25 protein-coding genes are annotated in these 26,324 nt (G+C 45.2%); 15 read left to right on the top strand and 10 right to left on the bottom strand.

Features of this window, described 5'->3' with window-relative positions; all coding sequences use genetic code 11:
• Window positions 1–16 precede the first annotated feature (16 nt).
• The 7 genes from ACO0K1_RS03005 to ACO0K1_RS02975 all read right to left on the bottom strand — a co-directional run bounded on the left by ACO0K1_RS03005 (window position 17) and on the right by ACO0K1_RS02975 (window position 6,931).
• Entirely contained in the window at window positions 17–1,057 is a 1,041-nt protein-coding gene (locus ACO0K1_RS03005; RefSeq protein WP_423022550.1) for a bifunctional UDP-4-keto-pentose/UDP-xylose synthase, read from the bottom strand.
• 61 nt (window positions 1,058–1,118) lie between these two features.
• On the bottom strand, window positions 1,119–2,039 hold the full coding sequence (locus tag ACO0K1_RS03000; RefSeq protein WP_423022548.1) for a formyltransferase: 921 nt from the start codon (window positions 2,037–2,039) through the stop codon (window positions 1,119–1,121).
• Window positions 2,040–2,107: 68 nt separating this feature from the next.
• Window positions 2,108–3,064 (bottom strand): glycosyltransferase, encoded by a 957-nt coding sequence (locus ACO0K1_RS02995; RefSeq protein ID WP_423022546.1) that lies wholly within the window; start codon window positions 3,062–3,064, stop codon window positions 2,108–2,110.
• An 18-nt stretch (window positions 3,065–3,082) separates the two neighbouring features.
• The gene (locus ACO0K1_RS02990) at window positions 3,083–4,210 is read right to left on the bottom strand and encodes a DegT/DnrJ/EryC1/StrS family aminotransferase (RefSeq protein WP_423022544.1); all 1,128 of its coding nucleotides are present in this window, start codon (window positions 4,208–4,210) and stop codon (window positions 3,083–3,085) included.
• Between the two features lie 172 nt (window positions 4,211–4,382).
• Window positions 4,383–4,754: an EamA family transporter gene (locus tag ACO0K1_RS02985; RefSeq protein WP_423022542.1), complete on the bottom strand. Its 372-nt coding sequence runs from the start codon at window positions 4,752–4,754 to the stop codon at window positions 4,383–4,385.
• A gap of 102 nt (window positions 4,755–4,856) precedes the next feature.
• Window positions 4,857–6,557, bottom strand: coding sequence for a glycosyltransferase family 39 protein (locus ACO0K1_RS02980; RefSeq protein WP_423022540.1), 1,701 nt, complete (start codon window positions 6,555–6,557; stop codon window positions 4,857–4,859).
• Window positions 6,554–6,931, bottom strand: a complete 378-nt coding sequence (locus tag ACO0K1_RS02975) for an Mth938-like domain-containing protein (RefSeq protein WP_423022538.1) — start codon at window positions 6,929–6,931, stop codon at window positions 6,554–6,556. Before ACO0K1_RS02975 ends, ACO0K1_RS02980 begins: the two co-directional genes overlap by 4 nt.
• A gap of 522 nt (window positions 6,932–7,453) precedes the next feature.
• On the opposite strand from ACO0K1_RS02975, the gene ACO0K1_RS02970 reads away from it, so the two are divergent.
• From ACO0K1_RS02970 to ACO0K1_RS02960, 3 genes are all read left to right on the top strand, one after another.
• Window positions 7,454–8,683, top strand: a complete 1,230-nt coding sequence (locus ACO0K1_RS02970) for a pyridoxal phosphate-dependent aminotransferase (protein WP_423022533.1) — start codon at window positions 7,454–7,456, stop codon at window positions 8,681–8,683.
• A gap of 55 nt (window positions 8,684–8,738) precedes the next feature.
• The gene (locus ACO0K1_RS02965) at window positions 8,739–10,049 is read left to right on the top strand and encodes a homoserine dehydrogenase (RefSeq protein WP_423022531.1); all 1,311 of its coding nucleotides are present in this window, start codon (window positions 8,739–8,741) and stop codon (window positions 10,047–10,049) included.
• Window positions 10,050–10,227: 178 nt separating this feature from the next.
• Window positions 10,228–11,469, top strand: a complete 1,242-nt coding sequence (locus ACO0K1_RS02960) for an MFS transporter (protein WP_423022529.1) — start codon at window positions 10,228–10,230, stop codon at window positions 11,467–11,469.
• Window positions 11,470–11,511: 42 nt separating this feature from the next.
• On the opposite strand, the gene ACO0K1_RS02955 is transcribed toward ACO0K1_RS02960, so the two are convergent.
• From ACO0K1_RS02955 to ACO0K1_RS02945, 3 genes are all read right to left on the bottom strand, one after another.
• Entirely contained in the window at window positions 11,512–12,255 is a 744-nt protein-coding gene (locus ACO0K1_RS02955; RefSeq protein ID WP_423022527.1) for an NRDE family protein, read from the bottom strand.
• Window positions 12,246–12,533 (bottom strand): DUF4936 family protein, encoded by a 288-nt coding sequence (locus ACO0K1_RS02950; RefSeq protein ID WP_423022525.1) that lies wholly within the window; start codon window positions 12,531–12,533, stop codon window positions 12,246–12,248. Before ACO0K1_RS02950 ends, ACO0K1_RS02955 begins: the two co-directional genes overlap by 10 nt.
• 195 nt (window positions 12,534–12,728) lie before the next feature.
• The gene (locus ACO0K1_RS02945; RefSeq protein WP_423022523.1) at window positions 12,729–13,766 is read right to left on the bottom strand and encodes a YgfZ/GcvT domain-containing protein; all 1,038 of its coding nucleotides are present in this window, start codon (window positions 13,764–13,766) and stop codon (window positions 12,729–12,731) included.
• 395 nt (window positions 13,767–14,161) lie between these two features.
• On the opposite strand from ACO0K1_RS02945, the gene mltG reads away from it, so the two are divergent.
• The 12 genes from mltG (at window position 14,162) to ACO0K1_RS02885 (ending at window position 26,167) form a co-directional block, all read left to right on the top strand.
• Window positions 14,162–15,148: an endolytic transglycosylase MltG gene (gene mltG / locus ACO0K1_RS02940; protein ID WP_423022521.1), complete on the top strand. Its 987-nt coding sequence runs from the start codon at window positions 14,162–14,164 to the stop codon at window positions 15,146–15,148.
• Between the two features lie 23 nt (window positions 15,149–15,171).
• Window positions 15,172–15,816 carry a dTMP kinase gene (tmk, locus tag ACO0K1_RS02935; RefSeq protein ID WP_423022519.1) on the top strand — a complete coding sequence of 215 codons (645 nt, stop codon included), beginning with the start codon at window positions 15,172–15,174 and terminating at the stop codon, window positions 15,814–15,816.
• Window positions 15,816–16,850, top strand: a complete 1,035-nt coding sequence (gene holB / locus ACO0K1_RS02930) for a DNA polymerase III subunit delta' (RefSeq protein WP_423022517.1) — start codon at window positions 15,816–15,818, stop codon at window positions 16,848–16,850. Before tmk ends, holB begins: the two co-directional genes overlap by 1 nt.
• Window positions 16,851–16,867: 17 nt before the next feature.
• Window positions 16,868–17,248, top strand: coding sequence for a PilZ domain-containing protein (locus ACO0K1_RS02925; RefSeq protein WP_423022515.1), 381 nt, complete (start codon window positions 16,868–16,870; stop codon window positions 17,246–17,248).
• 6 nt (window positions 17,249–17,254) lie between these two features.
• Window positions 17,255–17,758: a GNAT family N-acetyltransferase gene (locus ACO0K1_RS02920; protein ID WP_423022513.1), complete on the top strand. Its 504-nt coding sequence runs from the start codon at window positions 17,255–17,257 to the stop codon at window positions 17,756–17,758.
• 187 nt (window positions 17,759–17,945) lie between these two features.
• Window positions 17,946–18,872, top strand: a complete 927-nt coding sequence (locus tag ACO0K1_RS02915) for a 23S rRNA (adenine(2030)-N(6))-methyltransferase RlmJ (RefSeq protein ID WP_423022511.1) — start codon at window positions 17,946–17,948, stop codon at window positions 18,870–18,872.
• A gap of 367 nt (window positions 18,873–19,239) precedes the next feature.
• Entirely contained in the window at window positions 19,240–20,892 is a 1,653-nt protein-coding gene (locus tag ACO0K1_RS02910; RefSeq protein WP_423022509.1) for a 3-(methylthio)propionyl-CoA ligase, read from the top strand.
• 157 nt (window positions 20,893–21,049) lie between these two features.
• Window positions 21,050–22,285, top strand: a complete 1,236-nt coding sequence (locus ACO0K1_RS02905) for a branched-chain amino acid ABC transporter substrate-binding protein (RefSeq protein WP_423022507.1) — start codon at window positions 21,050–21,052, stop codon at window positions 22,283–22,285.
• A gap of 170 nt (window positions 22,286–22,455) precedes the next feature.
• Complete coding sequence (locus ACO0K1_RS02900; RefSeq protein WP_423022505.1) at window positions 22,456–23,403, top strand: branched-chain amino acid ABC transporter permease; 948 nt, start codon at window positions 22,456–22,458, stop codon at window positions 23,401–23,403.
• Window positions 23,404–23,406: 3 nt separating this feature from the next.
• The gene (locus ACO0K1_RS02895; protein WP_423022503.1) at window positions 23,407–24,693 is read left to right on the top strand and encodes a branched-chain amino acid ABC transporter permease; all 1,287 of its coding nucleotides are present in this window, start codon (window positions 23,407–23,409) and stop codon (window positions 24,691–24,693) included.
• Window positions 24,690–25,457 carry an ABC transporter ATP-binding protein gene (locus tag ACO0K1_RS02890; RefSeq protein ID WP_423022501.1) on the top strand — a complete coding sequence of 256 codons (768 nt, stop codon included), beginning with the start codon at window positions 24,690–24,692 and terminating at the stop codon, window positions 25,455–25,457. The genes ACO0K1_RS02895 and ACO0K1_RS02890 overlap by 4 nt, the downstream gene beginning before the upstream one ends.
• On the top strand, window positions 25,454–26,167 hold the full coding sequence (locus tag ACO0K1_RS02885) for an ABC transporter ATP-binding protein (RefSeq protein ID WP_423022499.1): 714 nt from the start codon (window positions 25,454–25,456) through the stop codon (window positions 26,165–26,167). The genes ACO0K1_RS02890 and ACO0K1_RS02885 overlap by 4 nt, the downstream gene beginning before the upstream one ends.
• Window positions 26,168–26,324: the final 157 nt, after the last annotated feature.

Below are 26,324 nucleotides of genomic sequence, written 5' to 3'. Positions count from 1 at the left end.
TTAACGGTAAAACAAATTAGTCCATCAGTGCGCGAGCTTCTGCGACTTGCGAACGGTACGCGTCAAAAATATTACGCATTGTATCCTGCATAGTAGTAACTGGCTTCCAGCCGAGTTCTTCACAGGTGTTTGTGATCTTAGGAACACGATTTTGAACGTCCTGATAGCCTTTGCCATAGTACGCAGCAGAAGTTGTTTCTGTCAGTTGTACTTTTTTGACTGATTCTGCGTATTCAGGATATTCAGTTGCCAGATCCAACATCATGTGTGCTAACTCGCGAATCGAATAGTTGTTGGTCGGGTTGCCAATGTTGTAAATTTTTCCGGTGGCAATGCCATCTTTATTGTCGATAATGCGCATGAGTGCGTCGATACCATCGTCAATATACGTGAAAGCACGTTTTTGCGCGCCGCCGTCAACGAGAGAGATATTCTCACCACGAACGATATGACCAAAGAACTGTGTCACCACACGTGAGCTGCCTTCTTTTGGTGTGTTGATATTATCGAGGCCAGCACCAATCCAGTTAAATGGACGGAACAGCGTGAAATTCAAACCTTCCATGCCGTAACCCCAGATAACGCGATCCATTAATTGTTTTGCGCAAGAATAAATCCAGCGTGGTTTGTTGATCGGGCCACAGATTAACTCAGATTCTTCCGGATCAAACTCTTCATCATGGCACATGCCATAAACTTCAGAAGTAGAAGGGAACACCAAATGCTTACCGTATTTTGCCGCAGAGCGAACGATAGGCAGGTTTGCTTCAAAATCGAGTTCAAAAACGCGCAATGGTTGTTTGACGTAAGTTGAAGGTGTTGCAATGGCAACTAAAGGCAAAATGACGTCGCACTTTTTAACATGATATTCAACCCATTCTTTATTGATGGTGATGTCACCTTCAAAAAAGTGCATACGAGGATGGTTGATCATGTCGCCTAAACGCTCGGTTTGCATGTCCATGCCATAGACTTCCCAGCCAGTGGTTTCGAGGATGCGTTTGGACAAATGGTGACCGATAAAACCGTTCACGCCGAGAATGAGGACTTTTTTCATGGTGAGTTCTTCTTAAGTAAATGTTGATTGCTGCGATGTATTGATTCAACTGCGATACAGCCTATGCATTTTGTTGTGTCAATTGCTGCAATTCTTTTGCTGTAATGGGATTGCCATCACAGCGTAATTCGATAATACGCAATGCGCGACCGTCGCCACACACGCCAAAAACGACATTATCTACTACATGTAAGCCTGTCTGCAAATTTGCAGCGGATAAATCTGATAAACGTGCTTTTTCGATAATGAAATTATGACCAAATTGTTCAAAAAAGGCACCTGGGTAGGGTGGGGCGACTGCTCTATGCAAGTTGTAGACTTGGTTTGATGATTGATTCCAATCTATCCTGCCGTCTTCTGGCTTACGTCCGCCAAAATAACTTCCTTCTGACAGAATATTAGGGAGGGGTACGGCGGTCCCATTTACTAATTGTGGAATTGCCGTCCACAATGTTTGCTCAGCAGCAACAGTGAGTTTTCCAAAGACTTCGTAGGCGGTATCGTCCGGCAAAATGGGTACGGATGTTTGCGCTATGATCACGCCAGCATCTGGTTTTGCTGCCATTTCATGTAATGTGGCGCCAGTTTCTGTTTCGCCATGTAAAACTGCCCAATTGACTGGCACGCGTCCACGGTATTTTGGCAATAGAGAACCATGCAAGTTATACGCCCCACGTTTTGCCAGTGCTAGCAAGTCAATTGGCAGCATATGCCGGTAATAAAAGCTGAAAATGAAATCAGGTGCGGCTTCAGTGATGCGTTTTTTCAGATCATCACTTTTAGGGTCGGCGGGCGCAATACTTTCTATTCGGTGCTCTTTACACAAAGCAGCCACTGACTCGAACCATATCGTTTCCGCGGGGTTGTCTTCGTGCGTAACGACTAATTTTATCTGGATGCCTCGGGCTAATAAGGTTTTAATCGCGCGGACACCAACATTGTGATAGGCAAAAACAACGGCGGTAGTAGGAGTTTGATTCATCTATGATTCTCTGATATTTGTCTTAATTGTCGGAACGAATGATCATACTTCCTTCAACTGGCGATCGTTTATGGCTGACTGATATTGTCGTCTTGTAATATGGTTTGCACGACATAACGTGGCCGCCCGCGTACTTGTTGGTAAATCCGACCAACATATTCCCCTAACAGTCCAATGCCAAATAAGATCACGCCCATCATAAAGAAAGCGATCGCAAATAGAGTGAACAGTCCTTCTGCTTCAGCACCGAAGATAAAACGACGAATTAATAGCAACCACACCAGTCCACCTGACAACAGCGATAAAATCATGCCTAACATCGAAAACCATTGTAATGGCATGATGGAGAAGCCAGTCATCAGATCGAAATTGAGGCGAATTAAGCTGTAAAGTGAGTATTTTGATTCGCCCGCAGAGCGTTCTTCGTGTTCGACAATGATCTCCGTCGGCTTACGTGAGAATGTGTAGGCTAATGCAGGTACAAACGTATTGACTTCACTGCATTGATTCATCAAATTGATGACGTTGCGGCCGTAGGCGCGCAGCATATTGCCTTGGTCAGTGATTTTGATGCGGGTGATTTTTTCGCGGAAGCGATTCATTGCTTTGGATGCGTAGGTGCGCCATGCGCTGTCCTGACGTTTGCGTCGAATTGAACCAACATAATCGTAGCCTTCACGCATTTTGTCGACCAACGCACCAATTTCTTCGGGTGGATTTTGCAAATCAGCATCTAGCGTAACAACGATATCGCCACGCGTCGCTTCGAAGCCAGCAAGAATCGCCATGTGCTGGCCGTAATTACCGTTAAAAAGTACAACACGCGTAACGTCCGGGCGCAACCGGAATTGATCGGACAAAATAACCGCAGTGTTATCACGACTTCCATCGTTGACGAACACGATTTCATAGCTAATGCCACGCGCTGCTAAAGTATCAAGGGCAGGGTAGAGTCGCTCGAAAAGCTTGGCTAGTCCAGCTTCTTCGTTATAGACGGGGATGACGACGGAGAGTTCGGGTTTCATTGTGGACGCATGCAAATATCAAAGAAGGCGGGATTTTACCGCAGACACGACTCTTTCGACATCGGCCTTTGTCATTGTCGGGAATAATGGCAAGGTAACGATCTGTTTGCCGATCCGTTCAGCAATAGGAAACATGCCATCGGTAAAGCCACGTTCACGATAGTAAGTAAATAAGTGGATAGCGCGGTAATGGTAGCCCAGTCCAATTTTGACATCCAGCATTTGCTGCATAAATGTCGCACGGTTGATATGGTCTGGCAAAACCAGATGGAACATATGCCAGTTGGAGTTCTCAAAATCGGCAACCGGTAATTCGGCGCCTGTTTTAGCTTCGAAATCAGGGCCAAATTGATCAAAGTAGTGCTTGGCCAATTCGAGACGTTTAGCATTAAATTCAGCCAAATGTTTCATTTGGCCTAAACCGATAGCGCCAGCGATATCAGTCATGTTGAATTTTCCACCTAAAACATCGACATCGATGCCGTCTAAACCACTTCTGGTGACACCTTGCAGGCGATATTTTTCTGCAAGTCTGGCTTCTTCGGCGTTATTTAAAACAAGGCAGCCGCCCTCGCCAGTCATGATGTTTTTATTTACTTGAAAGCTAAAAGAAGCGAAGTCACCAAAAGAGCCGATGCGCTGTCCTTTCCAGCTGGAACCAATAGCCTGCGCTGCATCTTCAATCACCCGCAAATTATATTTGCGAGCAATTTCATACAATTTATCCATGTCACATGGCAAGCCGCACATGTGTACTGGAATGATTGCTTTGGTGCGTGGGGTAATTGCTGTTTCTACTTTGGCCAGGTCGATATTATGGGTCTTTGGATCGATATCGGCAAAAACAGGCGTTGCGCCTGTCTCGATGATCACGTTTGCGGTTGCAACCCATGAATTTGGTGTCGTAATAACCTCATCACCCGCACCGATACCAGCGATGCGCAGGGCTATTTCCATCGTGCAGGTACCAGAGTTGAACGTGCGAACAGGGCGTCCGCCAAAATATTCTGAAAGTTGGGCTTCCAATGCCTGCACTTTTGGGCCGCTGGTCATCCAGCCAGAGCGCATCACATCGGCAACCGCGGCAATGGTTTCTTCGTCCATTGTCGGTTTGGTAAAAGGTAAAAATGCTAATGCGTCACTCATAACGATCCTTTTTTATTCTCAAATGTCGTGCATCAAATAGGTTGCAAGTACACTGGTTGATTTATTATTTAACAATACTGGGTGGTGTATATGAAAGTATGTGCCCAAAAGTCTTTATTTACCTTGATTTAAGCGTAAAACGTCTTGCATACTCCCTCTATTTATTACTGAATTAGCTTTTTACAAGAAGTACAACACCAGAAATAATGATGCAAATTGCCACAATTCTTTGCATAGAAATGACTTCTCCTAAAAAGTACCATGCGCCAATCGCTGCAACGATATAACCTATTGACAACATTGGATAGGCAATGGACACGTCGACTCTTGATAATGCAATAATCCAGACCACAACGGAAATGACGTAGCAAGTCAAACCGCCAATAATGGGCAATTGCGTCGCTAATTGCAAGCCTGTTGAAAACCAGTTTTCAGCATTCAGATGAATAGCACCAACGGCCCTGGTGCCAGCTTTGAGTAAAACTTGTGCGACGGCATTGAGCAAGATGCCAGTGATGATGAAGCCAAAGGTAGCAAGATTCATAATATTTCTTAATGATTGTTGTAAGTTTTCTGGTACTGCTGGTACTGCTGGTACTGCTGGTACTGCTGGTACTGCTGGTACTGCTGGTAGTTGTCTGGTTGGTTATCGGGTTGTAGCGATAATCACCCGTTTTGGGTCTTGCCCTATCAGTCGCATTGGCAATTGACGCTGCTGCAAATCCTGATAGACGTCGGTGCGTAATATGGCAACCGCGGGTTCGCCTTTTTGTTCGTGCATCAGCCATTGCCTCACAAAATCGTCTCGTTTAGGTATCCATAATTCAGGTTGTTGTTCGAGACCAAAGGCTAGTTCATCCGGAAATTCAACTAGGGTCATCGTACGTTGCAAATAAAATGGCAGTGCTTGTTCGTACCGGCCTACCGCATAAATGGGCGTTTCTGGTGTTTTTAATTCAGCCTTAATCGCCGCGATGTGAGCTGTACCTGCGATGTATTTTCCGTAAGGATCATGCCCTAAAAACGCGATTTGCCCTGCTAAAAATCCAGCTGCTGCCAGAACAATGATCGAAAAATCTTTCCCTGATTTTCCCTTGTTTGCATAAAACCAGGCGATCAGACTGCCGGCGATGACGATACAGCTAGCAACAGCCACCCACGGTGCATAATGATCATAAAGCGGAATTTCGTACGGATTTTTGCTTAGTTGAACAATCTTGAAGAGCAGCGAAAGACTGAAAATTAAGCCAATCATTCCTAATGCGCCAAATAAAGCACTAGCAATTTTGAGTGCTTTGGGTAAGCATTTTTCTAGATAGACCGCGATCATCAATGCTAATGCAGGGAAAATCGGCAAGATGTAGCCTGGTAACTTTGAATGTGAAATGCTGAAAAAGAAAAAGAAAAACACAGACCAGATCAGCAAAAGTTTTAAGGGCTGAAAACCAGGTGATTTTTCCTTGATGCCAGTCCATAGCCCCTGCACCAACAACCCCATCCAAGGCACTATCCCCAACACGAGTAACGGGAAAAAGTAATACCACGCTCCTTCACGTTTATGTACATCACTCGTGAAACGTTGAATATGTTCATGGATGAAGAAAAAGTGCGGGTGTTCAGGATTGCGTATTGCAATCAAAATAAACCACGGTGCAGTGATAGCGAAAAACAGTAACACGCCTTTGCCAAATTGCAAACGTGACCAGAGCGCCCAATCCCGCGTGATTAACGTGTATATCACCAATACAGCACCCGGCAGCACAAATCCAATCAGACCTTTGGACATCGTAGCCAAAGCCATTCCTATCCAGCAGGCCAGCATTGCATTGCGTCTAAATTTTTCGCTACCCGATTGGTGTTGTCCTAACAGCAATCCACACATTGTAATGGCTAGCATGCCCGACAAACCCATATCAAGTGAGTTGACATGCCCCATTCCTGCCCAATAAAAACTGGAGCCAAGAACTATTGCTGCGATCGAACCAACTCGAGCGCTAAAAATTTGACGTCCGGTATAGCCAACTGCAGCGACGCCGATTAAGCCACATAAACCAGTCCACAGCCGCGCTTGCCAGTCTCCGACGCCAAAAACAGCAAAAGTTAAGGCATTCATCCAATTTTGAAGTGGGGGTTTCTCAAAATATTTGATGCCATTCAACCGTAAGGTAATCCAATCACCAGTAGCGAGCATCTCGCGCGCCATTTCGGCATAACGGCCTTCATCCGTAGGAACCAAGGTCCTGGCACCTAACATATAAAACCAGATGCATAAAAAACTAATCGCCAACGTCCATAGAATGCGCGGCGATTCCAAAGGGAGAGTGGGAGAAGTGACGTGCTGCTTCATGCGGCTTCCATAATCAATGCAAGTGCCACTTTTCGACCTTCGGCCATCAATATATTGTAGGTACGGCATGCCGCCTGATTGTCCATGCACTCGACGCCAATCCGGCGCGAAGTTAAGGCCGTGATCAGTCGTGGGTGAATGAATCGTTGTTTATTGCCTGTGCCAAGGATCACGACATCAGGTTGGGTTGCTTCAATCTGGGCGACATGATCAACGGTAATGTGATCAAAGTGAGTGACAGGCCAATCGGCCGGTTTCGATTCGGGTAAAACGATAAGACTATGTTTAAAAGTAATTGCGTTAATTTCGACGCTATCCAATTCATAACCTGTGATGGTCTGATATTGCTGGGTTTGGGTTGAATGTAGCTTCATAAGTCTGGCTCTCTGCTTATTAATGTGCCTGGCAAGTGCGGCATTGTAGCGTTTTTTAAGGTTTTCGAACTAGTTTCCAGTCGTTATGTACGGGATGTAAGCAATTTCTCGCTGAGGACTCGGCATCTCTTATTCCATTTTGATGGGAGAGGGTACGTAGCCAAATTGCGGGCTTGTGCCGAAAAATGTTCCCAAGAAGAAAGTGCAAAAAGGGAGGTTGAAGGTTTGCGGCTGAAGTTGAATACGTTTTGCTAACGATGCAGATTGACTGTATTTGCAGTTGATTGCAGTTGATTACAGTTGAATGAGTGATTTAATTTCCGATTAAATTACATATAAGCTTATTTCTTGCGCATCTGTAGAGTCATAAATATTGTTATTGAACGACAAATAAACCTAAAACAGTTTGATTAAACAGCATTCCTTGTGCAAAATGCTTTGTTCGGCAGTGCAGCAAACGTGGTTGAAAAATGCCATGCTCGCTGACTATATGCAAGCTTAATGAAAAGAAGGAATCTGCTAGTGCGTCCCATACAAAAATCACAAAAATTAGCTGACGTGTGTTACGACATTCGTGGTCCGGTCATGGAAAAAGCCAAGCAGATGGAGGATGAGGGTCACAAGATCATCAAATTAAATATCGGCAATCTGGCGGTGTTTAATTTCGATCCGCCGGATGAAATTGTGCAAGACATGATCCGCAATATGCATAACGCGGCTGGCTATACCGATTCCAAAGGTATGTTTGCACCGCGCAAAGCGATCATGCACTATACGCAGGAAAAGAAAATTCATGGCGTGACCATAGAGGATATCTACATCGGAAATGGTGCGTCAGAATTAATCGTGATGGGGATGAATGCCTTGCTCAATAACGGCGACGAGGTTTTAGTGCCTGCACCAGATTACCCGCTTTGGACAGCCGCAGTCAGTCTCTCAGGTGGCAAGCCAGTGCACTATGTTTGCGATGAATCGGCAGACTGGATGCCAGATATTGATGATATCAAAAGCAAAATTACACCAAATACGAAGGCCATCGTCGTTATTAATCCGAATAACCCGACGGGGGCTTTATATCCGGTGCCTGTGTTGCAACAAATTGTCGATCTTGCTCGACAGCATCAATTGATTATTTTTGCCGATGAAATTTACGATAAGACCTTGTATGCTGAAGCGCAGCATGTGTCAATCGCTTCGTTGGCGGATGACGTCCTGTTTTTGACGTTAAATGGCCTGTCAAAGAATTATCGTTCATGCGGTTATCGCGCGGGTTGGATGGTGATATCGGGTGAAAAACGACATGCGAAAGACTACATTGAGGGCTTGAATATGCTTGCCTCGATGCGGCTTTGCGCAAACGCGCCAGGTCAGTTCGCTATTCAGACGGCCTTGGGTGGATATCAAAGTATTCAGGATCTGGTCGGACCTGGTGGGCGTTTATTAAAGCAACGGGATTTAGCCCACAAATTATTAACGGCGATTCCAGGCGTTACCTGTGTTAAGCCAAAAGCTGCGTTATATATGTTTCCGAAACTGGATCCTGAGGTTTACCCAATCAAGGATGACCAGGAATTTATTCACGAATTGCTCACCGAGCAGCGTGTGTTGTTGGTACAGGGAACAGGTTTTAATTGGATCAAACCTGACCACTTCAGGGTCGTTTTCTTGCCAAATACGGATGATTTGACTGAGGCATTTGGACGTATTGATCACTTTTTAGAAGGTTATCGAAAACGCCACGGCACTAACTAATTTAATTTAATTTAATTTAATTTAATTTTACTGTTTTTTTTACTGTTTAAAAGATATGAAACCAATCAAAGTAGGTCTGTTAGGCATAGGCACTGTCGGTACCGGCACATTCCATGTATTGAAGCGCAATCAGGAAGAAATTATTCGTCGCGCCGGACGTCCGATTGAAATTGTCATGGTCGCAGCCCGAAATGTTGAGCGCGCACGTAGCATTGTCGGTGACAGTGTTGAGGTGGTCAGTGATCCATTGTTGGTGGTAAATCACCCTGATATTGATATCGTAGTGGAAGTGATTGGTGGTTGCGGTATCGCCAAAGACTTAGTCTTGCAAGCAATCGCGAATGGCAAACACGTCATCACAGCCAATAAAGCACTGTTGGCAATTCATGGAAATGAAGTTTTTTCGGCGGCGCATAAAAACGGCGTGATGGTGGCTTTTGAAGCGGCAGTAGCAGGTGGTATTCCTATCATCAAGGCTTTACGTGAAGGCTTGACAGCCAATCGCATCGAATGGATTGCGGGCATCATCAATGGCACGACCAATTTTATATTGTCTGAGATGCGGGATAAGGGTCTGGATTTTGCCACGGTCTTGAAGCAAGCCCAAGCGTTGGGATATGCCGAATCAGATCCTACTTTTGATATTGAGGGTGTGGATGCCGGTCATAAAGCAACCATCATGGCATCGATTGCCTTTGGCGTTCCTATGCAGTTTGATAAAGCCCACGTTGAAGGCATTACTAAATTACAGGCGAACGATATTCGTTATGCGGAAGAACTTGGCTACCGGATTAAATTGCTCGGTATTGCTAAACGCACAGCAGACGGGATTGAGTTGCGGATTCATCCGACCTTAATTCCGTCCAAGCGTCTGATCGCGAATGTCGAAGGCGCGATGAATGCCGTGTTGGTACAAGGTGATGCGGTTGGCGCGACACTGTATTACGGCAAGGGTGCTGGTTCAGAGCCAACGGCGTCAGCCGTGATCGCTGATTTGGTCGATATCACGCGCCTTGCTACCGCCGATCCTGAGCACCGTGTTCCGCATCTGGCATTCCAACCTGGTGCGATTAGTGATTTGCCGATTTTGCCGATGTCGGAAGTGGTGACGAGCTATTATTTGCGCATGCATGTCGAAGATCGCCCTGGCGTTTTGGCCGATGTCACCCGTATTCTCGCTGATCTGAATATTTCGATCGATGCAATGTTGCAAAAAGAGCCTGGTGACGGTGAAACTCGCACCGACATCATTATTTTGACGCATCAAACGAAAGAGAAAAATATCGTCGCTGCGATTGAAAAAATCGAAAATTTGCCAACGATTTTTGGTCAGGTAACAAAGTTACGTCTGGAAAATTTGAGCTAAATTTTTCTTTATAAAATTTGCAATTGCTGCTAGTTGCCTTCTGTTCCATTCAGTGAAGTGGTAAAAAACATAAAAGCGCGTTCATGGAATAATGACCGCGCTTTTTTAATTTTTTTGACTTGCTCGAGTTGTTAGCAGACCTTTACTTTGAAAGCTTTTAGTCATGAGTCACGGTGCGATGAATTACTTAAACTTTTCAAGGCTGGTTGCCTATGGTTTGCTGGCTTTTCCACTGGCATTTGTCGCATTGCCAATCTACGTCTATGTGCCGCAATTTTATGCCGAACACTTTGGCATTTCTCTGAGTGCAATTGGCTCTGCGCTGCTCGTTTCACGAATTGCAGACGCTTTTTTTGATCCATTGATTGGTGGACTGATTGATAGGCGCCCGGCAGGGGTAGGGTATGAGCGTTATATTATTGCCGCCATTCCTTTGTTGATTGGCGGGTTTGTTGCATTGTTTCATCCAATGGTTGATTCCGGGGGCGCATTATTTGCGTGGTTCTTTGCTTCTTTGATTGTGGTTTATGCTGGTTTTAGTCTGGCAAGTATTGCTTATCAAGCTTGGGGCGCAGCACTGACCCAATCGCCTGGCGAACGCTTGCGTATCAGTGCTGTACGTGAAAGCTGCGGTTTGTTGGGTGTTTTAAGTGCAGCCTTGATGGGGCAATTGGCGAGTTTTTCCTGGCTTTCCTGGCTGCTTGCTACGAGCTTGCTAATTTCTGCTGCGTGTCTATTGCGCTGGACGCCAAGGATTTATCGTCAGCTTGAGCAGAAAAATGTCGCGCTGGCGTGGTCAGAAATGTTTATGAACATGCAGTTCAGACGATTATTTACGGTCTTTGTTCTCAATGGGATTGCTGCGGCTATCCCCGCGACCTTATTTTTATTCTTTACGAAAGACCGAATGCATTTGGGGGCGCAATCTGGATATTTGCTCTTGATCTATTTTCTTGCGGCCGCTGTTTCGATGCCGTTTTGGATTGCGTTTGCGAGGAAGACGCACGAACGTGATGCATGGCTTCTATCAATGCTGACGACAATCATTAGTTTTATCTGGGCATACAATTTGCCAGCCGATGCTCTAGTTGGGTTTGGTTTGATTTGTGTATTTACTGGCTTTTCATTGGGGGCTGATTTGGCCTTGCCTCCAGCATTGTTGGCGGCAGTCATTAATCATGCGGGGCATAGTGAAAAGTATGAAGGCAGTTATTTCGGCGCCTGGAGTTGGGCCGGAAAGATGAATCTGGCACTAGCTGCCGGACTCGCTTTACCTTTGTTAGATCTGCTTGGGTATCAGCCTGGAGGCGCGTCTCCAGGTGGTTTGCAGGCCCTAGGTTATGCTTACGCCATTCTCCCGTGCGGCTTAAAATGCGTGGCGGCATGGCTACTTTGGCGCTCTCCATTACGTTCGTTGTGATGTGGATGTGCTTTTCGAAGCTTAAATAAGCGTCAATTTTTTCTATCGTAAAACCTTTTCATGAAACTCGGCAGGCTGGTGTGCATGAATTTTCACCAGGGTAGAAACTCTTGTTCCATAGCCCTCGGATACAATGCAGGGGGCGGAGAGCAGACGTTCCATTTCAAACGAGACGCCAGTGTCTGGCAAGCGACAATCAGGGGCTTGCGTAGTATTGGCCAACATTTCAAAGAAGGCATCTTCAGGCGCAAGCTGACAGATTAAGCTGGCAAACTCTGCTTTGGTACGTACGACTTTATGCCAGCAAGTGTCGAGTGCGGCATTTGAGACGCCGTAAATTCCTGCGGGAAGCGGCACGCCATTCTTAGGGTTGTCGAGCTGCCGATTCGAAAACCAAATAAGGTCGTTTTGATCTCCCACCAATAAATTAAAGCCATTGTAGTCGTCAACGTTCCCCTTTATCTTGGCGATATATTCTTGTGCGGATAGGTCAGAACGCAAATAATTTGCAACGAGTTCGCCGCGTGATGGCGCGTCTTCACGTTTCTCTGAGGGAGCTCTGACGTTGGTAATTGCAGCAAATTTTTTTGCCGGCGAACCATCTTGCGCACTTTGCATACCCAACCAGGTGCCGCCTGATTGTAAATCGCGGCCTGCGTATATTTCCGGCGAATCAGCCCACCAATTTGCCGGGCTGGCAGGACGATCATAAAATTCATCACGATTGGCAGCCACAACCAAAGGGCTGCAAGGGAGTAATTTCCAGGCAAAAACAATCAGGCACATGCTTCGACATTCAAAAAATATTCAACATGACGCTCACTGTACTGCAAATCAGACAAAGTTGTTTGCTGCACTGCATTTGCTAACACCTCTTCAAAATTCGCTGGTATATCTTTATAGACTTCCATCCACGTATGCAAAACGTTCTCGGGTTCTGGTCGTCTTTGGAGCGACATGTCGAGGCGATATTTTAGCTGCAAATGAGAACGCAAAACATGTTCAGCATGCATGATTGCATTCTCATTTTCAACTTTCGCTTTAAAGTAAACGTAGCAATTCATTTGGTTTTAAGCATTAAGTTGATTTATAAAAAGCGCATCTAAAGAAATTCAGGGAATAAAGGGAGTATGTAAGAAATAACCTGATATATCAAGATAAAATAAAGGGGTAATTTATATACTCATGGGTGTATAAGTGTCGATCAATGGGCGCGAAGTGATCGACCGACTGACCGACCGACCGGGTGACCGGACGAGTTATTGTGTGATATCCCTGATTTCATAGGGTAACGGCAATAAAGTCGCCATCGGTCCATCGACGCTGCCGCAATGAATTCCACCTTGCTCCTGGTCAGCCAGACTCATTTCTATGAGTGCAAGGCTATTGTTGTCGTCAATACTTGTGACGTTGACGATCGTGCCGCACGGTTGGGAAGGATCGATCTCCTTGAAGACTTCTGTGCCTTCTATCAAACCGCTGGCACTTATCTTGGCCAGAGCCATGCGTCGTTTTAGTTTGCCTAAATATTGGCTGCGGGCGACGATTTCCTGGCCGGGATAGCATCCTTTTCTGAAATTGACGCCGCCAATGAGTTCGAAGTTGATCATCTGCGGAACGAATTTCTCTTGTGTTTTTGCAGTCACACAAGGAATACCTGCATTAATTTCGGCCAATTCCCAGTCTTTCTTGTTACAAGCTGTCAGATGGACGCCTAAATTTTTCCAGGCATCTTGTGCATTTGTAATCGGGCATATCCACTGAAAACGTGGTGATTGATGCGCCTCATTAAACCGTATCAGCGTGCCAAATTCGTTGCTGACCTGGGTGTTGACTTCCAAGGGCAGTGTTGGGAACCAGCTTGATAGACTCGTTTCAGCGCGCTCTCCGCCGATGCCGAAAACGACAAAATTGGCGCTTTCATTGCTTAATTTTACTTTTGCACGCAACACAAACATGCTTAAACGCTTTTGAATAGACGGCAGTACGTCCAGCGGCAACTGTAGCAAGATGCCTTCAGTGGTCTGCCAATAGAGGAGACTTGCCAGCATCCGACCCTTGGCGGTGCAATAAGCCGCACGCCGTACCGTAGAATTCGTGAGATGCTCTACGTCATTGCTTAATTGATTGTGCAGGAAACTTGCAGAATCATCACCCGCAGCTAAAATGAGCCCTGAGTTTGAAAGCAAGCTTAGGTAACCAGACGCAAACGCTGGGGTTTCCCAAATGGATGGCAATGCCGCTAATTCAATATCGAATTTGGCACGTTGTTCTTCAGCTAAAAATTTTTGCGACATAATTTTTGTACTTTCTATGTAACTATTTCTACCACGCAAACCGGCAGTTTTGCCTATTCAAACTGACCCGTTATCGACGATGCCTTAAAATCAGTAGCATACAGATAAACGCCAATCCCAGCTTAACTTGCCTTAAGTCCCTTAACTTATTGGTACGATGGCTTTACAATACGGTCTCCGTCAAATGATGCGCATTATAGTAGCCTGTACAAAAAATGGCTGACGTCAATTTTACAAATTGTTTAAATATAGCGTTTACTCAATAAATGACGCAGCCTCCAGTGTAATAATGTGCCGGCAACTCTTAATTTGGGAAGCCTGACCCAATGACCCGATGAGCCAATGCAATGCTTGTGGCATCATTGATCACCAGTTAATCAAAAATAATCTAGACTATGAGTTTGATTCGAAATCTTTTTATATTGGGACTGTTATTGATTGCTGCGACGATCGGTGGCATCGTCTATTGGTCTGGTCAAGTGATAGACACAGGCGGCAAGCCAATAGATTTTGTGATCAAGCCGGGAAGCGGTGTTCGTAGCGTAGCACGTCAAATGCAAGATGCAGGTATTCCAGCACCTGCTATTCTGTTTGAATTGCTGGCCCGAGGAACAGGTAAAGCAAATAAACTTAAGGCAGGCTCATACGAGTTAGAGCCAGGTAAAACGCCATTGCAATTATTAGATAAAATTGTGAATGGTGAATTTTCATTTGGCGCGGTAGCAATTATCGAAGGCTGGAATTTCGCCCAAATGCGTAAGGCTATCGATAATAGTCCCGATTTAAAACACGATACCAAGGCGTTGTCGAATGCTGAACTAATGAAAAAGCTCAACGCGGACAAGAGCGCGCCTGAGGGCTTGTTTTTTCCGGATACGTATCTGTTTGCAAAAGGTACCAGCGATTTGCAAATTTACTTGCAAGCATATAACGCGCAAATCAAACGCCTGAACGAAGCATGGGAAGCTCGTTCTCCCGGGCTGCCATTTAAAAATAGCTATGAAGCGTTGATCATGGCCTCAATTATAGAAAAAGAAACCGGGCAGAAGTCCGAAAGGTCGATGATCTCTGCTGTGTTTGCAAATCGGCTCAAGAGTGGCATGCTGCTGCAAACTGATCCCACAGTGATTTATGGAATGGGGGAGCATTATCAGGGCAAAATTCATAAAAAGGATTTGCTGACCGATACGCCTTTTAACACGTATACACGTCCCGGTTTGCCTCCGACGCCGATTTCTTTGCCGGGTCTTGCCTCATTAACTGCCGCATTAAATCCGGCGCAGAGCGAAGCCTTGTATTTTGTCGCCCGTGGTGATGGAACCAGTGTTTTCTCAGTGAATCTGAGTGAGCATAATCGCGCAGTAAATAAGTATCAGCGCTAAAAAAATATTTAAATATTTAAATAATGAAACCAAAAGCAAAATTCATCAGTTTTGAAGGCATCGATGGTGCTGGAAAATCCACTCACATCGCTTATGTCGCAGAGCGCTTGCAGACGGCCTTAAAAACATACGGTATCAACGTTATTTGCTCGCGAGAACCGGGCGGCACTCCTTTGGGAGAAACGCTGAGAGAATTACTACTGCAACAAAAAATGCACCTTGAGACCGAGGCTTTGCTCATGTTTGCTGTACGCCGCGAACACATTGCACAGTTAATCGACCCCGCTCTTGCGCGAGGTGACTGGGTCATTTCTGATCGCTTTACCGATGCCAGTTTTGCTTATCAAGGGGGAGGGCGTCATTTGTCTCTGGATAAACTTAATATTCTTGAACAATGGGTGCATCCAGATCTGCAACCGGATTTAACGTTCTTATTTGACGTGCCCCTCGACGTTGCCAGAGCGCGGTTGGACGCTACGCGACAATTGGATAAATTCGAGCAAGAAAAAGCCGATTTTTTCGCCGACACACGGAACGAGTATCTTCGTCGTGCCGCCGAGTTTCCAGATCGATTCTGCATTATAGATTCGACTCAAAGTATCGCTACTATCCGGCAAGAATTAGACAAATTAATCGATGCTCTCATTCAAAAGGCGATAGTTCCCTGATGAGTAACCCGCTCTTTACCTGGCAATCAAACGCATGGGATTATTTTCAATCTTTGCGAGATCGCTTGCCGCACGCCTTTTTGCTCTATGGGCCTCAAGGAATTGGTAAAACCCTGTTCGCTGAACAAATGGCGCAGTCGCTATTGTGTGATCACCCAGATGCACAAGGACATGCATGTCAGCGTTGTGGATCTTGCGGTTGGTTTAGCCAGTACAGCCACCCGGATTATCGGCGTGTTCGTCCGGAATTGTTGGATGAGGAAGATGCTTCCACCGGTGACCCTGAAGCTGAGGCAGCACCAAAGGCTGGTAAACCAAGTAAAGCGCCCTCAAAAGAAATCGTCATCAATCAGATTCGTGCTTTGTCTGATTTTATGAATATTTCTACTCACCGACAAGGTAAGCGGGTCATTGTGTTGTATCCGGCAGATGCGCTCAATATTCCTGCAGCAAATGCGCTACTTAAATCGTTGGAAGAGCCCAGTGCGGAGACGGTGTTCATTTTGGTGACGGACAGTTTGGACAAGCTATTACCCACCATATTGTCGCGCTGTCACAAAATGGCTTTGGCAATGCCTGAGCCTGAAGAAGCGTTGTCCTGGTTACAAGGACAGGGCGTGAAAGATGCCGATATGTGGTTGGCTCAGCAAGGCGGTGCACCGTTAGCTGCTTTGGAATTATCACAATCAGATAGCCGTACAGACTTAGAAGATTTTTTGCGTCAACTGAGTAAGCCAAGCGCAGACGGTAGTCTGAAATTGGCGGATAAAATGCAGAAATTGGACTTGCCAACGACTGTTGCCTGGATGCAGCGCTGGCAATACGATCTATTTTCTTATAAACAAAGTGGAAGAATCCGGTATCATCCACGCTATGAACGAGAATTAAAGGGGCTGGCAAGCCGTGTTGAGATGAATTCCTTACTCAAGATTATAAAGAGTACGAATGAACGTCAGGCAAATGCGAGCCATCCTTTATCTGCCAAATTATTTTTAGAAGATATGTTGCTGGAATATTCTGCACTCTTCGTTTAAACCCGCGGAAACACAAAATGTCCGATTTAGCATCAGATTCAGGTATTCCAAATTCTCCTAATCGACCATCAGTATTGTCGTTGGCGATCAAAGAGAAAGCAGCTTTGTTTGCGGCTTATATGCCATTTTTAAAAAATGGCGGCATTTTTGTACCAACGAACAAGACCTATCGGTTGGGTGAAGAAATTTACCTGATTTTGACTTTGCTTGATGATCCTGCGAAATATCCGATTGCTGGTAAAGTTGCGTGGATCACTCCTGCCGGGGCAGGTAATAACAAATCGCAAGGTATTGGGGTGCATTTTCCTGATGACGAGAGCGGGAAGCGGATACGGCTGCGCGTTGAAGAAGCACTTGGTACTGCGATACGTTCTAGTCGGGCAACTCATACTATTTAAAAGAAAATGGCTGAAGAATTTTCATATCGAATCGCCAGATTCGAAGATTTACCGCAAATTGTTGCAATTTATAATTCCACCATCGCGTCACGGCAAGTGACTGCAGATACCGAACCCGTTTCAGTGGAATCGCGTCATGCTTGGTTTTATGATCATACGCCAGAGCGTCGTCCGTTATGGGTAACTGAGCGGGATGGTAAAATAACGGGTTGGCTGTCTTTTTCTAATTTTTACGGTCGTCCAGCGTACAACGGAACCGCCGAGTTATCGATTTATTTACATGAAGATGCTCGAGGACAAGGTATAGGGCGACGCTTCCTGACACTTGCGATTGAACATGCACCAAAGATCTCCGTGCATACTTTATTAGGTTTTATCTTTGGGCATAACACTCCCAGCCTCAAATTGTTCGAAGCATTCGGTTTTGGAACATGGGCTACTATGCCACGTGTCGCGACTTTGGATGGCATAGAACGGGATTTAATTATCCTGGGAAAACGCGTCGATTGACCTAATTTTTAACAATAAGAATAAACAGATCTGCCGTGAATTGTCTGTTCGCCGTTGAAATACCTTGTTCTACAAAAGGACCTCGGTGTTTGATGATGATTTAGCAATCTGGGCAGACCAATCTTTGACGTTATTTTTTGGCAACTTGCAGCGGCAAGTTGCCTTTCATTTTTATAGGAAATTCATCATGCTCAGCTATCGCCATGGCTTCCATGCCGGCAATCACGCCGACGTGCTCAAACACTTTGTATTAATTCAGTTGCTGCAATACATGAACCAAAAAGATGCAGCATATACGTATGTTGATACGCATTCTGGGGCTGGTTTGTATTCACTTGACAGCGGCTACGCCAGTAAAAATGCGGAATTCGAAACTGGCATCGCACCGCTTTGGGATAAAAAAGACCTGCCTTCGGCACTTGGTGAATATCTGGATCTCGTTAAGGAGTTGAATCCTAGTGGTAAGATGCGTTATTACCCGGGCTCACCGTATTGCGCAGATAAAATCATGAGAGAACAAGATAGATTGCGTCTCTTTGAATTGCATCCAAGTGAGATAAAGATCCTCAGCGAGAATTTTAGAAAACTTGACGCGCACGCTGCTGAGCAAGGTCATCGGCCGACGGTTCGTGGCAAGCGCGTAATAATTTCCGATGGTGATGGATTTGAAAGTCTGAAGGCATTATTGCCACCCCCATCGCGCAGAGGTTTGGTGTTAATCGACCCTCCATACGAGGTAAAAGACGATTATCGTCGCGTCAAGGTTGCCTTAGAAGATGCTTTAAAACGCTTTCCGACAGGCACCTATGCAATTTGGTATCCTGTTTTAAATCGTCAAGAATCACGACAACTACCAGAAAAGCTAAAGCGCCTTCCGAGCAAAGATTGGTTAAATGTGACACTCTCAATCAGCGGTCCCACACCCGACGGCTTTGGTCTTCATAGTAGTGGTATGTTTATCCTCAATCCGCCTTGGACCTTAATGGCAACCTTGAAAGAAGTGATGCCGTATTTGGTGGCAGCCTTGGGTACTGATAAGGACGCCGGTTTCGTTTTAGAATCGGGTGCGCCAGTGACTGGTGCTGGCGTTAATTTGAGACCAAAGCGGACTTAAACAGACGCGCAAATCGAGAGTTTTTCATCACATTTTGATGTGAAAATTAAGATGGCGGGAGTTAAACGAGAAATATTTCGTTTAGCTCCTGTTTTTTTTTGCTCTTTTTTACTTTTTTAAAAGTGCCATGTGACAAAAAAGAGAACTTTTTTTAATGCTTTTTTTTGCGTTGCAATAGGTTGCATAAGCAATATCTCGCTATGGGATAAAAACATAAATTTACTTTTCAACTGATAAATGCTGCTTTGCAAAAAAAATAGTGATTGACGAATTAGAACGGTCGTACAAAAATCGACCAAGTACTCTAATTTAGCTATTCAGCAATACAAAAAATCTTATCTTCGTGTCACACATTTAAGGAGCGCACATGTCAGGTTATGCACCGAGTCCGGTACTAGGTCAGATGATGAATAAACCTATGCTGATCTCCAGCATTATTGAACATGCCGATCGCTATTTTGGCAAAAACGAAATCGTTTCGCGTCGCGTTGAAGGGGATATCCACCGATACAACTATACTCAATGTCATCAGCGAGCAAAAAAATTAGCTAATGCACTCAAAAAATTACAGGTGAAGCTAGGTGATCGCATCGCTACTCTGGCGTGGAATGGATATCGGCATTTGGAAATTTATTACGCCGTATCCGGCTCGGGCGCTGTTTTACATACTGTGAACCCTCGACTTCATCCTGAACAGATTTCTTACATTATCAATCACGCAGAAGATCAATACGTCTTCTTCGATATCACTTTTTTGCCGATCATTCAGGCTGTAGCGTCACACTGTCCGTTGGTAAAGGGTTTTGTCATGATGTGCGATCGCGATCGTATGCCAGTGGATAGCGCGATTCCAAATTTGTTGTGTTACGAGGATTTAATTGCGCAAAATGATGCAAATTTTGTGTGGCCTGAGTTTGATGAAAATTCGGCTTCCAGTCTTTGTTATACATCGGGAACAACAGGTAATCCAAAAGGCGCTTTGTATTCGCATCGTTCGACGATTTTGCATTCATACGCATCAGCGTTACCCGACGGTTTGAACGTGTCAGCGCGTGATTCTATTTTGCCAGTGGTGCCTATGTTTCACGTCAATGCATGGGGGCTACCTTATTCGGCGCCACTCACTGGGGCTAAATTAGTGTTTCCGGGGCCTCACCTTGATGGCAAATCGCTCTACGAATTGTTTGAACAAGAACAAGTCACGTTTTCTGCTGGCGTACCGACCGTGTGGCTAGGCCTACTCACGTACGTCGCCCAAAACGATCTCAAATTCTCTAGTTTCAGGCGTACCGTGATCGGTGGTTCTGCGTGCCCGCCGGCGATGATGCGCACTTTGCGCCACACCTATGGCGTTGAAGTTGTTCATGCCTGGGGCATGACTGAAATGTCACCATTAGGTACAGCATCCACCTTGCTGTCGCGTCATAGCGATCTGTCCGAGGACGAGAAAGAAACGATCTTGGCAAAGCAAGGGCACGTTTTGTATGGCGTCGACATGAAAATTGTAGATGACGCCGGAGAGGAATTGCCGTGGGATGGTAAGACCTACGGCAATCTGCTCGTAAAAGGCCCTTGGATCATTTCTTCATACTATAAGGCTGAGGGCGGTGATATTTTACAAGATGGTTGGTTCCCAACAGGCGATGTGGCTACGATCGATAGTGATGGCTATATGCAGATCACCGATAGAAGCAAGGATGTCATCAAATCCGGCGGTGAGTGGATAGGAACGATCGATCTGGAAAACGTCGCAGTGTCTCACCCCGCGGTATTGCAGGCAGCGTGTATTGGTGTTTTTCATCCTAAATGGGATGAGCGTCCATTATTGCTAGTCGTAAAGAAGCCGGCTGCAGATACCTCAAAAGAAGAGTTGCTGGCATATTTTGAAGGCAGAGTTGCCAAATGGTGGACGCCGGACGATGTGGTTTTCGTTGACGCTTTACCTGTCGGCGCTACCGGGAAAATTCTGAAAAATAAGTTAAGAGATCAATTCAAAGATCATAAGTTGCCGACTGCATAAACATCATTAAGGGTCATCAACATTGAGGGGAATAAAGCAGTCGAAATGGTAGTACGAAGAAATCTAGTTTTATTAGCAGCGTTGCGTCAGGTCAGGCATTAAGTAGTTCCTTAGGATACACACAGATTTCCACATTAAAATAATTGGAGAGAGACAAATGATATTCCCACTACGTGCATCGGTCATTGCAGTTGCATTCACTTTGGTTGCGCCGGTCACGATGGCAGAGACCATCAAAATTGCGTATATCGACCCTTTATCTGGGCCATTTGCACCAGTTGGGCAAAACATTCTGAATTCATTTCAGTTTGTTGCCCAAAAAGCAAACGCCGAAAAATGGGCCGGAAATAATACATTTGAAGTCGATGGTTTCGATAACAAAGGTAGTCCGCAAGAGTCATTAAATGTTCTCAAGACGGTGATCGATAAAGGATATCGTTACATTACTCAAGGCAACGGTTCCGGCGTCGGCCTTGCATTGCTGGATGCAGTGAATAAGTACAATGAACGCAATCCGGGTAAAGAAATCGTCTACTTGAACCATGCTGCTGTTGACCCTGATATGACCAATAGTAAGTGTAGCTTTTGGCATTTCAGGTTTGATGCTAACTCAGACATGAAAATGGAAGCATTGACCAGTTATCTCTCTAACGATAAGAGCGTTAAGAAGGTCTATATTATCGGTCAGAACTATTCATTTGGGCATCAGGTAACCCGTGCCGCGAAAGAGTATCTTGCTCGTAAGCGTCCTGATATTCAGATCGTAGGTGATGATTTACATCCTATTGGTCAGGTAAAAGATTTTTCACCCTATATCGCAAAAATTAAGGCGTCAGGTGCTGACACCATCATCACCGGCAATTGGGGGGCTGATCTGGCTCTATTGATTAAGGCGGCCAAAGATGCCGACCTGAAAGCTAATTTCTTTACCTACTATGCGTCAACAACGGGGGTTCCTACTGCGATGGGGCCATCGGGTGTTGATCGAGTTAAATATGTCGCTTATTGGAATACCAATAATGATGGCTTTGTTGGTAAAGACATCGTGCAAGGTTTTAAGACCAAGTACAAAGATGATTACTATTCAATGGCGACGTATTCCATTCTGACAGCGATGTCGCAGGCGGTGAAACAAGTCAAATCAATTGATCCTGTGAAAGTGGCTTTTGCTTTGGAAAATGCTAATTTCAAGAGCTTGAACGGCGACGTCAGTATGCGCAAGATGGATCACCAGTTGCAGCAGCCACTGTACATCGCAACCTGGGTTAAAACGAATGGTAAGGACGTTTTGTTTGATCAGGAAAATACAGGTCTTGGTTGGAAAACTGATGTGAAAATCGATTCTTACGTCGCTGCACAACCGTCTTCTTGCCAAATGAAACGACCTGGCTAATTGGAGCAATAAAAGAGCAGCTGTGATTGAATCATCGCTGCTCTTTTTTATTCGTTAATAAGCTCACTGATGCAGGTGTAGTGCGAAAATAATTCGCAAAACTTAATCTGTAAAGATGTAGGTTGCCTGGTTGGTTTGCGAGAGCTCTGACAAAAAAAGGAATATTCATTTTGGAATTCACACTGATTACTTTACTCAATGGCGTGAGCTATGGGTTGTTGTTGTTTATGTTGTCGTCAGGTTTAACCTTGATTTTCAGTATGATGGGAGTCTTGAATTTCGCCCATGCTAGCTTTTATATGCTGGGCGCCTACTTTGCGGCAATGTTAAGCGCACACTTTGGGTTTTGGACTGCTCTGTTTGTCGCACCGTTGTTGGTAGGTGTGTTAGGGGCGGTAGTCGAACGCTATGGTTTGCGTACGGTACACAAATATGGGCATATTCCAGAATTATTGTTCACTTTCGGTCTTTCTTATGTGATTGTCGAAGTGGTGCAATTGGTGTGGGGGCGTGCGAGCATTCCCTATCCGATTCCGACTAGCCTGGATGGTCCTCTATTCACTCTATATACAACAACGTTCCCTATTTACCGTGGCTTCATTATGCTCGTGGCATTGGCGATGTTGGCATCGATCTTTTTGCTGCTCACAAAAACAAGAATAGGTTTAATCATTCAAGCAGCGTTGACTCATCCCGATGCAGTGGAGGCACTCGGTCACAATGTTCCTCGCGTATTTATGCTGGTATTTGGTGGTGGTTGCGCGTTGGCTGGATTAGCCGGTGTCGTTGGAGGTAACGCATTTGTCACTGAACCTGGTATGGCAGCGACACTAGGAAGCATCATTTTTGTGGTGGTCGTGGTCGGAGGTATGGGGTCATTGGCAGGTGCCTTCGTAGCATCATTACTCATTGGTGTGGTTCAAACCTTTGCGGTTGCATTGGATTACTCCTTGTCGAGTGTACTAAAAATATTCGGCATTATCATGACAACGAGTTCACCTTTGTATTCTCTTTTTAATTTAACGATCTCTCAGGTTGCCCCTGTGATGCCCTATTTTTTATTGGTACTGATTTTGATTTTCAGACCGCGCGGGTTGTTAGGAACGAGGGAGGGATAAAAAATGAATCAAGTAAACAAAACAGTCTCTGCCAATCGAGGTCGATGGTTAGTCTGGTCAGCATTTGCCGTTATGCTGATCATCGCGCCAAAAATTTTTACACAAGGTGCGTCTTTGTCTTTGCTCTCGCAAATCGGCACACTAATGATTTTTGGCTTGTCCTTTAATATGTTGCTTGGTCAAGGTGGAATGCTGTCATTTGGTCATGCGGTGTATTCAGGATTGGGCGCTTTTTTTGCAGTTCATGCGATGAACCTCGCCACAGATGGTTCTTTTCCAATTCCGGTTAGTTTGATTCCACTTGTTGGTGGTGTGGCCGGTTTGTTTTTTGGTGTTCTGTTTGGCTACGTGACGACAAAAAAGTCAGGAACCACATTTTCGATGATTACGTTGGGTATGGTTGAATTGGTATTTGCGTCGTCTTTAATGTTTCCTAAGTTTTTTGGCGGTGAGGGCGGTATATCGACCAATCGTGTCATTGGCAAAGCAGTCTTTGGGATCACATATGGCCCACAGATTGAAGTCTATTATTTAATCGCTTTTTGGCTATTTATTTGCACTATCGCGATGTACGCTTTTACGCATACCCCGCTTGGGCGAATGATTAATGCGGTTCGTGATAATCCTGAAAGAGCTGAATTTATTGGTTACGATACTCAATGGGTGCGCTACCTCACCTTGATTTTATCTGCTTTTTTCGCAGGTGTGTCAGGAGGGCTGTCAGCGATTAATTTTGAGATCGTCACTGCTGAAAATGTCAGCGCAATACGTTCTGGCGCGGTATTGCTTTTCAGTTTTATCGGCGGAATAGGTTATTTCTTTGGCCCTATGATCGGCGCTGTAATTGGCGTGTTTCTCACCGTTATGCTGTCTGATTATACAAAGGCGTGGCAATTATATTTAGGTATCTTTTTTATTCTGATTGTGATGTTCGCGCCAGGTGGGGTTGCAGGTATTTGGGTTGCTAATTATCGGATGGTTAAATTTGGGAAGTTCAAGCAAATTTTCCTTCCGATGATGAAAATTTTTGCGTTTTCCTTGTTTGTATTCGTCGGTATCGTACTGATGATTGAAATGCTTTATCAGCGTTCGCTTGCGATGGATCAAGGGCCTGAAATATCAGTGTTTGGTTTCACGATGAACTGCATGGAAAATAGCGCCTGGATGACGGCTGGTTTGGTGGTTTTAGTCGGAGTTTGTGGTTTTACTTACACTAAAAAAGCGTTCTCATTGGCATGGAACGGAGCTGTAGCTGAAATTGAAACAGCGATTTTGAAAGGGTATGAATGAGTCAGTTTTCGCTTGAATTAAAAGATGTTCGCAAAAGCTTTGGCTCTGCTGAGATTATTCGGGGTGCAACGTTACAAGTGAATAAGGGTGAGCGCGTAGCGATTATTGGTCCAAATGGCGCTGGTAAATCGACACTCTTTAACTTAATTTCAGGTCGTTTCGGTATTACTTCTGGCGATATTTTGCTTAACGGTTCCAGTATCGCTGGCTTGCAGGCCTACGAAATTAATCGCCGCGGACTATCACGTAGTTTTCAAATCACGAATATTTTTCACCGCCTGAGTGTTTATGAAAACTTACGCTGTGCTGTTTTATGGTCACTTGGCTATAAGTACTCGTTTTGGCATCGCCTGAATGGTCTCAAAGACGTTCATGATCGGGCAGAAAAGGTCATGGAAGAAATTGGCTTGCAATCAAGGCGCAATGTCACAGCGGGGTTGCTTACCTATGCAGAGCAACGAGCGCTCGAGATTGGTATTACTGTTGCAGGAGGTGCTGAGGTGATTTTGCTGGATGAACCTACCGCTGGTATGAGTCGTTCAGAGTCTGACGCGGCTGTCGAGTTAATTCGTAAAATGACAGTGGGAAAATCCTTACTTATGGTTGAACATGATATGAGCGTGGTTTTTGGGTTAGCAGATAGGATCGCTGTGGTTGTTTATGGTGAGGTGATCGCGTGCGACACGCCGCAAAATATCCGGCAAAATCAAGCAGTTAAAGATGCTTATCTAGGTGGTCACGCACCTGCGGAGAATGCGGCATGACGGCACTTCTTGATATAAATGACTTGCATGCTTTTTACGGAAAAAGCCATGTCCTGCACGGTGTCAGCTTGCAGGTGCATGAGAAAGAAATTGTTAGCCTCCTCGGTCGCAATGGTGTGGGACGCTCTACCACGGTCAAAGCGATTATGGGACAAGTTCATGCGCAAGGTTCTATCCATTTCAAATCTGAGCAAATTCTCGGGTTAAAAGCGTTCCAGGTTGCCCATAAAGGTATAGGCTACGTTCCGGAGAATCGCGACATCTTTCCGACGTTGACCGTTGAACAGAATTTGATGCTGGGTGAAAAGTCACGTCAAAGTGGCGCGCCAGCGTCGCGCTGGTCAATCGATGACATGTATCAGATGTTCCCAAGGCTTAAAGAAAGGCGCAATACGCAGGCTGGGGTTATGTCAGGCGGGGAACAGCAAATGCTAACCCTGTGCCGTACTCTGATGGGTGACCCCGATCTGATTATGATTGATGAACCGACAGAAGGGCTGGCACCGATGATTGTGCAGTTGGTTGCTGATTATCTGGAAGAACTTCGTCGGCGTGGGATATCGGTCTTACTTGTCGAACAAAAGCTCGCTATTGCACTGCAGATTTCGCAACGTGTGTATGTGATGGGACACGGCAGTATTGTATTTGAAGGTACGCCCGACGAGTTGATGGCAAATCATAAAATCCGTCAGGAATGGTTAGAAGTTTAAGTAAAAATTCACGACGATTTTTTACATCTTTACATCATTTTTAGTTTTTTTTGATAAAAATAATACGATCGTACTATTTTTGAGTTATAGTCAAACTTGATATGACTCGATGACAAGCTGTCGCTTCGTGGTTATGAGTGCCTCGGGGTGAGAATTA

This window comes from Undibacterium sp. SXout20W (assembly GCF_049340285.1).
Classification (GTDB): Bacteria; Pseudomonadota; Gammaproteobacteria; order Burkholderiales; family Burkholderiaceae_D; genus Undibacterium.
Note: the sequence above shows the minus strand (reverse complement) of the source record. Positions and strands in the feature narration are given on the sequence as shown.

Coding starts and splice junctions, on each gene's coding strand:
- ACO0K1_RS03005 (WP_423022550.1), bottom strand. CDS start 1,057: ATGAAAAAAGTCCTCATTCTCGGCGTGAACGGTTTTATCGGTCACCAT.
- ACO0K1_RS02945 (WP_423022523.1), bottom strand. CDS start 13,766: ATGTCGCAAAAATTTTTAGCTGAAGAACAACGTGCCAAATTCGATATT.
- ACO0K1_RS03000 (WP_423022548.1), bottom strand. CDS start 2,039: ATGAATCAAACTCCTACTACCGCCGTTGTTTTTGCCTATCACAATGTT.
- ACO0K1_RS02890 (WP_423022501.1), top strand. CDS start 24,690: ATGAGTCAGTTTTCGCTTGAATTAAAAGATGTTCGCAAAAGCTTTGGC.
- mltG (WP_423022521.1), top strand. CDS start 14,162: ATGAGTTTGATTCGAAATCTTTTTATATTGGGACTGTTATTGATTGCT.
- ACO0K1_RS02960 (WP_423022529.1), top strand. CDS start 10,228: ATGAATTACTTAAACTTTTCAAGGCTGGTTGCCTATGGTTTGCTGGCT.
- ACO0K1_RS02925 (WP_423022515.1), top strand. CDS start 16,868: ATGTCCGATTTAGCATCAGATTCAGGTATTCCAAATTCTCCTAATCGA.
- ACO0K1_RS02905 (WP_423022507.1), top strand. CDS start 21,050: ATGATATTCCCACTACGTGCATCGGTCATTGCAGTTGCATTCACTTTG.
- ACO0K1_RS02955 (WP_423022527.1), bottom strand. CDS start 12,255: ATGTGCCTGATTGTTTTTGCCTGGAAATTACTCCCTTGCAGCCCTTTG.
- ACO0K1_RS02910 (WP_423022509.1), top strand. CDS start 19,240: ATGTCAGGTTATGCACCGAGTCCGGTACTAGGTCAGATGATGAATAAA.
- ACO0K1_RS02990 (WP_423022544.1), bottom strand. CDS start 4,210: ATGAGTGACGCATTAGCATTTTTACCTTTTACCAAACCGACAATGGAC.
- ACO0K1_RS02975 (WP_423022538.1), bottom strand. CDS start 6,931: ATGAAGCTACATTCAACCCAAACCCAGCAATATCAGACCATCACAGGT.
- ACO0K1_RS02885 (WP_423022499.1), top strand. CDS start 25,454: ATGACGGCACTTCTTGATATAAATGACTTGCATGCTTTTTACGGAAAA.
- ACO0K1_RS02980 (WP_423022540.1), bottom strand. CDS start 6,557: ATGAAGCAGCACGTCACTTCTCCCACTCTCCCTTTGGAATCGCCGCGC.
- ACO0K1_RS02950 (WP_423022525.1), bottom strand. CDS start 12,533: ATGAATTGCTACGTTTACTTTAAAGCGAAAGTTGAAAATGAGAATGCA.
- holB (WP_423022517.1), top strand. CDS start 15,816: ATGAGTAACCCGCTCTTTACCTGGCAATCAAACGCATGGGATTATTTT.
- ACO0K1_RS02995 (WP_423022546.1), bottom strand. CDS start 3,064: ATGAAACCCGAACTCTCCGTCGTCATCCCCGTCTATAACGAAGAAGCT.
- ACO0K1_RS02895 (WP_423022503.1), top strand. CDS start 23,407: ATGAATCAAGTAAACAAAACAGTCTCTGCCAATCGAGGTCGATGGTTA.
- ACO0K1_RS02915 (WP_423022511.1), top strand. CDS start 17,946: ATGCTCAGCTATCGCCATGGCTTCCATGCCGGCAATCACGCCGACGTG.
- tmk (WP_423022519.1), top strand. CDS start 15,172: ATGAAACCAAAAGCAAAATTCATCAGTTTTGAAGGCATCGATGGTGCT.
- ACO0K1_RS02965 (WP_423022531.1), top strand. CDS start 8,739: ATGAAACCAATCAAAGTAGGTCTGTTAGGCATAGGCACTGTCGGTACC.
- ACO0K1_RS02920 (WP_423022513.1), top strand. CDS start 17,255: ATGGCTGAAGAATTTTCATATCGAATCGCCAGATTCGAAGATTTACCG.
- ACO0K1_RS02985 (WP_423022542.1), bottom strand. CDS start 4,754: ATGAATCTTGCTACCTTTGGCTTCATCATCACTGGCATCTTGCTCAAT.